Annotated in this window: 1 protein-coding gene; it reads right to left on the minus strand. The window is 64.5% G+C overall.

Translation table 11 applies throughout. The annotated features are described in order from the left end of the window. The coding region (locus AC559T_RS14560; protein ID WP_498869058.1) for a transposase family protein at nucleotides 1–757 on the minus strand (757 nt) is incomplete at its 3' end. Nucleotides 758–879 lie beyond the last annotated feature (122 nt).

Here is an 879-nt window from a genome sequence, read left to right on the forward strand (position 1 = left end):
TCAACACCCGCTCGGATTGCCGTTCGTTGATTTTCTGGAGTCCGACAGCGGCCTGGATATCGGTGTCGATACGGCTGAGGTCGCTGCGGTAGCGGGTGGTGAGGATCCGCCAGTTCTTCGTGTGGGCGACCCCCCATTCAGCGGCGACCCGGACGGATGCGAACTCGGTGTTGAGCTGTCTCTGCCAGCCGGCCAGCGGTATTCCCGGCTTCTTTTTCACCGGGGTGTGGAGGGCGGGTTCGCCTTCGTAGCCGAGGTCGGTCATGCAGCCACTGGAACGTCGCACCAGCTGCACCCAGCCGGCCTCGCGGAAGCAGTGCACGTCGTGCCAGCTGCCCGGGAAGGCACGGCTGGCCCCGAGGATCCGCCCGTGTAGGTCGACGGCGAGCTGGACGTTGACGCCGTGGCGGCGGTGCTTGCCAGACAGAAGATCTTTGCGGTGGTGCCAGGCGAACGTTGGGATCAGCGTTCCATCGATCAGGCAGACCAGGCCCTTCACCTGCCCGGACAGGGCTTTGGTGGTGGTGCCAAGAGCATCGGCGAGGAAAATGGCCATGATCTGGTGGTAGGTCCAGGCGGTGCTGATCCCGATCCCGAAGTCCTCGGCGAGCTCCTGGTAGGTGGCGTTGCGGCGTAGCCGGCACAGGGCCAGGCGCAGGGCGGAGACCAGGTCCAGATCGCGGGGACGGCCCTGGTGGCGGTGCCAGTCGGGGAAGTGCTGCTCGGCCATCGCGACGACGACGTCGGCAGCTTTCATGCTCAGACCGGGAAGTCGATACACTGGAAGCACCCTCTTCGTGGTCGACGTGTTTTCGACAAAACTCACGTTCCACGAAGAGGGCCTGTCATACCGGGGACGGGTGAAGATTCCCGAAACGT

This window comes from Frankia sp. Hr75.2, from assembly GCF_949319125.1.
GTDB classification, from domain to species: Bacteria; Actinomycetota; Actinomycetes; order Frankiales; family Frankiaceae; genus Parafrankia; species Parafrankia soli.